Source organism: Pseudomonas sp. P5_B2 (genome assembly GCF_056400445.1).
In genome coordinates this window covers 1-8,574 of the sequence record NZ_JBFULH010000158.1, presented here as the reverse complement: position 1 = coordinate 8,574, position 8,574 = coordinate 1, and the positions used below count along the sequence as shown (strand labels likewise).

Here is an 8,574-nt window from a genome sequence, read left to right as displayed (position 1 = left end):
CCGCCTTCGCGAGCAAGCCCGCTCCCACATTTGATTTTTGTACGGTCAGGTTTTTTTGGTTCTTGGCAGGAAGATCGCCAGCACACCCAACAACGGCAGGAACGAACACAGGTAGTACACGTACTCAATCCCGTGCACATCCGCCAGATGCCCGAGCAACGCCGCACCAATCCCGCCGAAACCGAACATCAAGCCAAAGAACACCCCGGCAATCATCCCGACATTGCCCGGCACCAGTTCCTGGGCATACACCACGATGGCCGAGAACGCAGAGGCGAGGATGAAGCCGATGATCACACTCAGGACGCTGGTCCAGAACAGGTCGACATGCGGCAGGAGCAACGTGAACGGTGCGACGCCGAGGATCGAGAACCAGATCACCGCCTTACGCCCGATCTTGTCGCCGATCGGCCCACCGAAGAAGGTCCCTGCCGCTACCGCCCCCAGAAACAGGAACAGATGCAGCTGCGAACTGGCCACCGACAGGTCGAACTTCTCGATCAGGTAGAACGTGAAGTAGCTGGTGAGGCTGGACATGTAGAAGTACTTGGAGAACACCAGCAACCCGAGCACTACGAGCGCACTGATCACCCGCCCCTTCGACAAACCGTGTGTCGGCGCCTGGCCTTGCTTGAGCTTGAACAAACTCAAGTGGTTGGCGTACCAGCGGCTGATCCGGTAAAGCACGAATAACGCGAACACAGCGAATAGCCCGAACCAGGCCACATTACCCTGACCGTAGGGAATGATGATCGCCGCAGCCAGCAACGGGCCGAACGCCGACCCGGCATTCCCGCCCACCTGAAAGGTCGATTGCGCAAGACCAAACCGCCCGCCCGAGGCCAGTCGCGCCACACGAGAGGCTTCTGGGTGAAAGGTCGACGAACCGATCCCGATCAACCCCGCCGCCAGCAGAATCAACGGAAAAGTACCGACCATCGACATCATCACAATGCCGATCAGCGTACACACCGTCCCGGCGGGAAGCAGCCAAGGCTTGGGGTGTCTATCGGTGTAATAACCGACCCACGGCTGCAAGAGCGAAGCGGTCAGCTGGAAGGTCAGCGTGATCAATCCGACCTGGGTAAAGGTCAGGCCATAGTTAGCCTTGAGCATCGGATAAATCGACGGCAACACCGACTGGATCAGGTCGTTGATGAGGTGCGCCAGCGCCACCGCGCCGATGATGCGCACGACCAAGGGGCTGCTTTGTGAAGTCGCGGGTGCCGACGTCGCGCCGGACTGAGCGTTGCTGATAGCCATGAGTATTTCCGTATAGCGGATGGGTGCGCACGAGCAGGTGCGCCAATGTGCCATTTTTCGGTGCAACAACGCTATCCCCTTAGCCAGCTAACGAACTAAATACTCACGCCCGCGAGGTGATAGCGCAACGCCATGGTCTAAATCTTGCCTTGTTCAATCCCTTCAACGCGGGCCTCTTACAAAGGGGACCGAGAATGGGAAGTTTCGCTACAGAGTTGGCCTGCAGAGCTGGCGAGGGTGAACTTTCGAGGCCTTTTTACAAGGGCACAGGTCGTGGTCGCAATGACCTCGGCGCACGCCGATGGTGCGTGGTGTCCACAGGAGTCATGGGCATGTCGTTTTTATCGCCAGGGATAGGGTTGCTGGGGCGTTTTGGCTTTGCACGCAAATTTCAGCTGTTGTTTCTGCTATTTATCCTGCCGYTGGCCGGCAGCCTGTTGATGATTGGYCAGGASTATCGCGMCAAACTCAGCTTGATCTCCGGCGAACGTGCGGGGGTACGTCAGTTGCTCGCRCTGGATGCGCTCGACAACCTGCTGTCGGCCCAGCGTGATCGAGCTGCTCGCTGGCGCGCCACGGAAACCAATCGCCAGCCGACGCCCGCTACCCTCGCCGCGATGGCTGCGTTTGAAGCGGTTCAGCCTGCCATTGCTCAAGCCACCTCAGACCTCGGCAACGCGCTGAAAGTCGAAGGCACCGAGGGCGAAACGCTGGCCCGTTATCAAGCCCTGCAAACCGCGCTTAATGGCCTGGACTCAAAAAGCCTGAACGGTGTCGGCTGGTGGCCGGACGGTTACGACCTTTTCACCAACGCCTTGAGCGCCCTGCAAGCCCTGCGCGAACAGATCGCCATGGACACTCGCCTGACGCTGGCGCCATGGCTGGAAACCCACCTGCTGACGCAGATCTCCACCCAGCACGCGCCGGACTTGATCGAACGAGTCGGGCGTCTGGCCAGCGTCGGTCAGGCGTCGGTTGTCTCTGGGCAGTTCACCCTGCAAAGCCGTCTGCAACTGCGGGACCTGCGCAGCCGGATCGGCGATGCCCGCGAGCAACTGGTGAAAACCGCCACGCTCCTGGAAGCCCGCCTGCCCAGCGAATTGAAAAACTGGGCCGGGCAGTACCAAGGCAGCCTCAAACAGCTCGACGCGAGTCTGAAGGTGCTGGATGAGGGTGTGTTCGGCGGCAGCATCAACCTCAAGCCAGAAGAGTTTGAACGCAACCTCGACACCCTGCTCGCCGACCTTGCTTCCCTGCGCCAGCAATCGTTGACGTCATTGGATCAGCGTCTGGATTACTACCACGGCTCGGCGATTCGCCAGTTCATTGTGGTGGCAACGATCTTTGGTTGTCTGCTACTGGCTGCGCTTTACCTGTTCATCTGCCTGCAAGCTTCGATCCGTCGCAGCGCCAGCGGCATCACGCTGCTGGCCGAAGCCTTGCGTGACGGCAATCTGAGCCTGCAAGCCCCCGTGCAGGGCCGCGATGAACTGGCGGCTATCAGCACTGCCTTGAACGTCGCCGTGGTGCAATTGCGGCACAGCTTGCAGGGGGTCGATCACGAAACCTTGCAGGTGAGCAACGCGGTGCGCACGCTCAACCATCACTCCAGCGGCGCACTCGGCGAAGTCGAAGCGCAACAGTTGCAAATCAGCCAGATCGCTGCAGCGGCCACGCAACTGGCGGCCACTTCTCAAGGGGTCGCCCAGAGTTGTGAACAGGCGTCAGGCAGCGCCCAGCACACCCAGCGCATTGCCGCCGACAGCAGCCGAGACAGCCAGCGCACCACCGCCAGCATTCAGCAACTCAATCAGCGCTTGAACGACACCGCCGCGGCACTGGGTCGGGTCAGTGAGCAAGGGCAACAGATTCAACTGGTGGTCGATACCATTCGCGGTGTCGCCGAGCAAACCAACCTGTTGGCGCTCAATGCCGCGATCGAGGCCGCTCGTGCAGGCGAACAAGGTCGCGGCTTTGCCGTGGTGGCCGATGAAGTGCGCAGCCTGTCGCAACGGACCCAGTCTTCCACCGCACAAATTGCCGGCACGGTCGACAGCTTGCGCAGCACCGTAAATGAGGCGGTCAGCCTGATGGAAGCGGCCTGTAACCAGGCACAAAATGATGCCCAATCCGTCACCGGCCTGGGCGAACGCCTCGGGGAAATCGCCTTGGCGGTGCAAGGCGTGACCAACACCCTGGCGCAGATCGCAACCGCGGTGGAAGAGCAGGCCAGTACCGCCGATGAAGTCAGCGGCAACATTCAGCAAGTCGATCAGGCGGCTGTAAGGTTGCTCGAAGGCGCGCGGGCGGTGAACCTGGCGGCGGACACCTTGAGCCAAGGCAGCAAGGCCCTGAGTGCGAATACCGGGAGATTTCAGCTCAGTTGACGCCCTCCTCCGGCCCGTTTTTTCGGGTCAGGAGGATAAGCAGTTGAAAGCGTAGAGAAATATTTTAGATTTACGCTTGACACATCCTCGTTCCAAGCCAATAATGCGCGCCACTTGGCTACATAGCTCAGTTGGTTAGAGCATAGCATTCATAATGCTGGGGTCCGGGGTTCAAGTCCCTGTGTAGCCACCAAGTACTAAAAACGGCTTACCGAAAGGTAGGCCGTTTTTTTATGCCTCGAGAAAAGTACCCTGAATCCGATGGGTTCAGGGTAATCCGCTTCAGAGGCGAATCGTCGGCAACGCTGACAGCGCCCTCTCCCAAATCTGCCAGGTGCGCAGCCAGACCATGGCCTGCCAGTCGCTGTCAGCCGGATAGAACTGCTCCAGCAGATTCAGCTTGATCCCGCGCCCCACCGCGTCACTCGGGTTGCCATGCAGATGCAGCCAGTGGTCATCGCGCAAATGACGATGCACGTCCGCCCCAGGATACGTTCCGCACTCAATCACAAAGGGCATCAACCGTACCTGCGGCAACGCATCGATCAGCGCTTGCGAGGTGTAGCCGGTAGCGGTTGCCGCCACGCCGGTTTCGCTCAAGGTGTCGGCGCCGGTCAGCAGCGTATACAGCCACGGGCCGTAAATGGCCTGCGCCTGCGGGAGCGCCGGATAAGCCGCCTCGGTGATCGTCAGCAACATCGGATGACCGTACTCGCCGGCCCCCGTGTGCAGGTCGAAACACATGGCCACGTCGGCGTGGGCAATGTGTTTTTGCAGGATGGCGTGCAGTATGCGGTTCGACCAGCTTGGCGCCAGCCCGCCGTAAAACAGACCGTCGGGATGACTGTGCTGGCCACCCTCGACAATCGACATCACCGCCGGCCAGCCATGCGTGCGAATCTGCGCATCGAGCAAGGCATCGGCGCGTTCACGCTCAGGACCTTGCAGCTCGGTGCAGGCGTAGATGTCATGCAGCGTTGCGTATGCCACATTGTCCGGCAACGGGCGCTCGAAGCTCAGGTGATTGCGGTTCAGGTCAATGTTGTCTTCGTTCACCCGTCGCAGCCACGCGGTGCCCCAAGGATTGATCAGGTGAATGAACACCACGGCGACGTCGGCCGGCAGTGTGCGCTTGCCCAATTCCTGCATCCATTTGATCTGGCATCCCGAACCGTAAAAGCCTTCAACGCCATGTGTACCGCTCAGCGCAATCAACAACCGCTTGGCGCCTGGGTCGCCCAGCACCGCCACATCGGTGGTCAAGGGCTCACCAAAAGGCCCTTTGAGTGGATGCGGGTACTCGGTCAACGTTGCACCGGCCTCGGTGACTGCTGCGAGGAACTGCTCTCGCTGAGCACGGTAACTTGGCTGGGTGGGGAACTCGGTGTGCATGTCTGCCTCTTGTTGATCTTCTGGCCAGTCTGTTCCCCTGACCCTACAGAAAATCCGTCGACTCATGAAGGGCAAAGACAGCTTTCCTGTAGGTGCTGGTTTGCGCCACCCGGAGGCGAGCGATACAGTCCCGGTAACTTTCCCACGGACGGAGTGCCCCAACGTGATCTCAGCCTTCCACTTGAGCCGCTATCGCCGCTCGGCCCTGTCGCTGATCGCCACTGCGCTAATCCTCACCGCCTGCAACGCGCCCCCCACGTCGACGTTGCCTGCGGCGCCAGAAAGCGCCTCGGGCTATCGCACCGACCTGCAAACCCAATACGCGTCCAGACATATGGCGGCAGCAGCCAATCCCCTGGCGGCCGAAGCCGGCCGGGAAATGCTGCGTCAGGGTGGCTCGGCGATTGATGCCGCGATTGCGATGCAAGCGGTGCTGACGCTGGTCGAACCACAATCCTCCGGCATTGGCGGCGGCGCATTGATCGTGCTCTGGGATGGCAAGGCTGTGCGCACCTTCGACGGTCGCGAAACCGCTCCAGCCGGCGCCACCGAGAAGCTTTTCCTGCAGGCAGACGGCACACCGATGGCATTCACCCAAGCGCAGATTGGCGGGCGTTCGGTGGGGACGCCTGGCGTGTTGCGAGCGCTTGAGTTGGCCCATCGCAAACACGGTCGACTTCCTTGGGCAAAGCTGTTCGAACCGGCCATCCAGCTCGCCGAGCAAGGCTTCCCCATCTCTCCGCGCCTTCATCTGTTGATCGCCTCGGATTCGTCCATGCGCAGCTCGCCAGACATGGTGGCCTACTTTCTGAACGCTGATGGCAGCCCGAAAGCCGCCGGCACACTGTTGAAGAATCCGGAACTGGCCGCTGTGCTGAAACGCATCGCCAACGAAGGGCCTGACGCGCTGTACAAGGGCGCCATCGCGCAGGAGATCGTCACCAAGGTTCAGGGCAACGCCAACCCCGGCAGCCTGTCGCTGAGCGATCTCCAAGGCTACCAGGCCAAGGAGCGCGCGCCGCTGTGCACCGACTACAAGCGCTGGCAGGTGTGCGGCATGCCGCCGCCGTCGTCCGGCGGGATCGCCGTGGCACAGATTCTCGGCACCTTGCAGGCGCTGGAAACCCGCGACCCGCGTTTTGCACTGGCGCCGCTTAAACCGCTCAAGACCGACAAACCCGCAGGCACGGAGCCCGCCCCGGAAGCGGTGCACCTGATCGCCGAAGCCGAGCGCCTGGCTTACGCCGACCGCGCGTTGTATGTGGCCGACGCCGACTTCGTGCCCGTGCCTGTCAAAGGGCTGGTCGACCCGGCCTATCTGGCCAGCCGCGCAGCCCTGATTGGTGATCGCAGCATGGGCGTGGCCAAACCCGGCACCCCGCCAGGCATTCAGGTCGCCTACGCGCCGGACCGTTCACCGCTGCGAATCTCCACTTCACAAGTGGTGGCGGTGGATGACCAAGGCAGCGCTGTATCCATGACCACCACCATTGAATCCGCCTTCGGCTCGCACGTGATGGTCCAAGGGTTCCTGCTCAATAACGAGCTGACCGACTTCTCATTCATCCCTGAAGAAAACGGGGAAAAAGTCGCCAACCGCGTTGAGCCCGGCAAACGACCACGCTCGTCCATGGCGCCGACCCTGATCTTCGATCGCCAAAGCGGTCAATTCCTCGCCACCCTCGGCTCCCCCGGGGGCTCGCAAATCATCGAATACGTCGCCAAAACCACCATCGGCCTGCTCGACTGGAACCTCGACCCACAGGCCGCCATCAACTTGCCCAACTTCGGCAGCCGCAACGGCCCGACGGAACTGGAACAGGGAGAGTTCAGCGCCGAGTTGATTCAGGCGCTGAAGAACAAAGGGCATAGCGTGAGCGAAATCAACATGACCAGTGGCACCCAGGCGATTGTTCGGGTCAAGGACGCGCAAGGGAACGCCGCGCTGGCCGGTGGGGCCGATCCTCGGCGTGAGGGGGAAGCGTTGGGGGATTGATTCGTACGCTGGAATGAAAAAGGGCTTACCGGGAGGTAGGCCCTTTTTTACAGATATCACATTTTGATCGGCTGTTGCGTGATGCCATTTCCTACACGCAAAAAACTGTTTCTTGAGTAAAGTTCTGCGTCAGCTTTTGCCCCATCGAATTAGCTGACCGCAGTGCCTGACTACGAGAGTCAAATTCACTCCGCCGCCCATCGATTGTCCCTCCACAGACTTGCACCAGTCCCAGCACGGGACTAGGATCGTGTCATGAGAATCATCGCTATTTGTCAGTTGAAAAAGTTTTGGGAGAAATACCCAGACTCGGAACAATCCTTTCTGGCCTGGGTTGACGAGGCAAGAAATGCAAACTGGAAAACGCCTTTGGGTATAAAGGCTCACTTTGCTACCGCCAGTATTCTCAAAAGCCGCAGAGTCGTATTCAACATCAAGGGTAACGACTTCAGGTTAGTAGTCGCTGTAGCCTATCGCTTCGGCGCCATATACATAAAATTTGTCGGCACTCACAAGCAGTACGACGCAATCGACGCCGACACCGTCGAGATGGAGTAACCATGAATATTCACCCGATTCACACTGACGAGGACTACCGTGCGGCTCTACAAAACGTGTCAGCACTGTTTGACAACGAACCAGAGCCAGGCACCCCTGAGGGTGATTACTTCGACATCATGATCACGCTGATCGAAGCTTATGAATCCAAAAATTTTCCGACCGATCTGCCTAATCCGATTGATGCCATCAAATTTCGTATGGAGCAATCTGGCCTTTCCGCTTCGGATCTGGCGCCCGCCATTGGCCGGACAAACCGGGTTTATGAAGTGCTCAATGGCAAACGCGCCCTGACGCTTCCAATGATCTGGAAACTGCATGAGTTGTTCGGGATCCCGGCTGAGAGTCTGATCAAACCAGTAAAACAAGCTTGATCAGGCGCGCCCCCTAAATCAGGCCGACACACCCAAACTCATATGCGAGGCATTGATCACCGCCGTTGCACTAACACCCGGCGCCAGCCCCAGCTCCGCAATCGCCGGATTTCAGTACCACGCTGACGCGCAAAGCTTAGCGCGTGATCTTCAAAGCCTGTCGTGTTGCGTGCTTCTCCAGCGCCAGATCCCGCTTTTCTCGCAAAACCCACAACGCTGTGGGAATCGCCCTCCAACACCCTCGGAAGCTTCAGACATAAGTGTTTCAGCGGTTGTTTTAAAGTGTGTCCCGAATCACAGGCGTCGTGATTTGACCGGCGGGTTTTCCCGCTTGAGCCCTGCGCATCCACTACTTTTCACAACCACCAAGGCGTTTACATTTGATGAGCAACCGTTGGAAGAGCAATTCGCCCAACGAGTCTGGCGCGTTTCGCAGGCGCTTTAAAACAGAACTGATCGTGGGCTTCATTCTTGGCGCCATCCCCTTGCTGGTCCACTCGACAAGTCAGGCCGAACTGCAAGCCATTCTCCAGTCCTTGCTGGCCAGCACGCCCATCGTCAGCCATGCCGCTTGCCTGCTGACGATCTATATCGCGGTGTGCAT

Annotated in this window: 6 protein-coding genes, 1 tRNA gene and 2 pseudogenes; 6 read left to right on the top strand and 3 right to left on the bottom strand. The window is 59.5% G+C overall.

Translation table 11 applies throughout. The features are described 5' to 3' along the window. Positions 1-45: 45 nt before the first annotated feature. On the bottom strand, positions 46-1,263 hold the full coding sequence (locus AC1DRJ_RS14200; RefSeq protein WP_477802713.1) for an MFS transporter: 1,218 nt from the start codon (positions 1,261-1,263) through the stop codon (positions 46-48). 326 nt (positions 1,264-1,589) lie between these two features. On the opposite strand from AC1DRJ_RS14200, the gene AC1DRJ_RS14195 reads away from it, so the two are divergent. Continuing rightward, a complete protein-coding gene (locus AC1DRJ_RS14195) occupies positions 1,590-3,650 on the top strand; it encodes a methyl-accepting chemotaxis protein (RefSeq protein WP_477802712.1) in 2,061 nt (686 codons plus the stop codon). 116 nt (positions 3,651-3,766) lie between these two features. Then, positions 3,767-3,843: transfer RNA gene (locus AC1DRJ_RS14190), tRNA-Met, on the top strand. An 89-nt stretch (positions 3,844-3,932) separates the two neighbouring features. Here AC1DRJ_RS14190 and AC1DRJ_RS14185 read toward each other — a convergent pair. Then, complete coding sequence (locus AC1DRJ_RS14185) at positions 3,933-5,042, bottom strand: DUF2817 domain-containing protein (RefSeq protein ID WP_477802711.1); 1,110 nt, start codon at positions 5,040-5,042, stop codon at positions 3,933-3,935. 163 nt (positions 5,043-5,205) lie between these two features. Between AC1DRJ_RS14185 and ggt the strand changes: the two genes are divergently transcribed. The 3 genes from ggt (at position 5,206) to AC1DRJ_RS14170 (ending at position 7,970) form a co-directional block, all read left to right on the top strand. Beyond that, positions 5,206-7,038, top strand: coding sequence for a gamma-glutamyltransferase (ggt, locus tag AC1DRJ_RS14180; protein ID WP_477802710.1), 1,833 nt, complete (start codon positions 5,206-5,208; stop codon positions 7,036-7,038). Positions 7,039-7,293: 255 nt separating this feature from the next. After that, positions 7,294-7,596 carry a type II toxin-antitoxin system HigB family toxin gene (locus tag AC1DRJ_RS14175; RefSeq protein ID WP_477802709.1) on the top strand — a complete coding sequence of 101 codons (303 nt, stop codon included), beginning with the start codon at positions 7,294-7,296 and terminating at the stop codon, positions 7,594-7,596. Positions 7,597-7,598: 2 nt separating this feature from the next. Further along, complete coding sequence (locus AC1DRJ_RS14170; protein WP_477802708.1) at positions 7,599-7,970, top strand: helix-turn-helix domain-containing protein; 372 nt, start codon at positions 7,599-7,601, stop codon at positions 7,968-7,970. An 18-nt stretch (positions 7,971-7,988) separates the two neighbouring features. Here AC1DRJ_RS14170 and AC1DRJ_RS14165 read toward each other — a convergent pair. Beyond that, positions 7,989-8,075: pseudogene (locus AC1DRJ_RS14165) on the bottom strand (TOBE domain-containing protein); the annotation flags it as partial. A gap of 275 nt (positions 8,076-8,350) precedes the next feature. On the opposite strand from AC1DRJ_RS14165, the pseudogene AC1DRJ_RS14160 reads away from it, so the two are divergent. After that, positions 8,351-8,574: pseudogene (locus AC1DRJ_RS14160) on the top strand (hypothetical protein); the annotation flags it as partial.

Bases quoted from the DNA above. Each gene is read 5' to 3' on its own strand.
- AC1DRJ_RS14185 (WP_477802711.1), bottom strand. From the start codon at position 5,042: ATGCACACCGAGTTCCCCACCCAGCCAAGTTACCGTGCTCAGCGAGAG.
- AC1DRJ_RS14175 (WP_477802709.1), top strand. From the start codon at position 7,294: ATGAGAATCATCGCTATTTGTCAGTTGAAAAAGTTTTGGGAGAAATAC.
- AC1DRJ_RS14200 (WP_477802713.1), bottom strand. From the start codon at position 1,263: ATGGCTATCAGCAACGCTCAGTCCGGCGCGACGTCGGCACCCGCGACT.
- AC1DRJ_RS14170 (WP_477802708.1), top strand. From the start codon at position 7,599: ATGAATATTCACCCGATTCACACTGACGAGGACTACCGTGCGGCTCTA.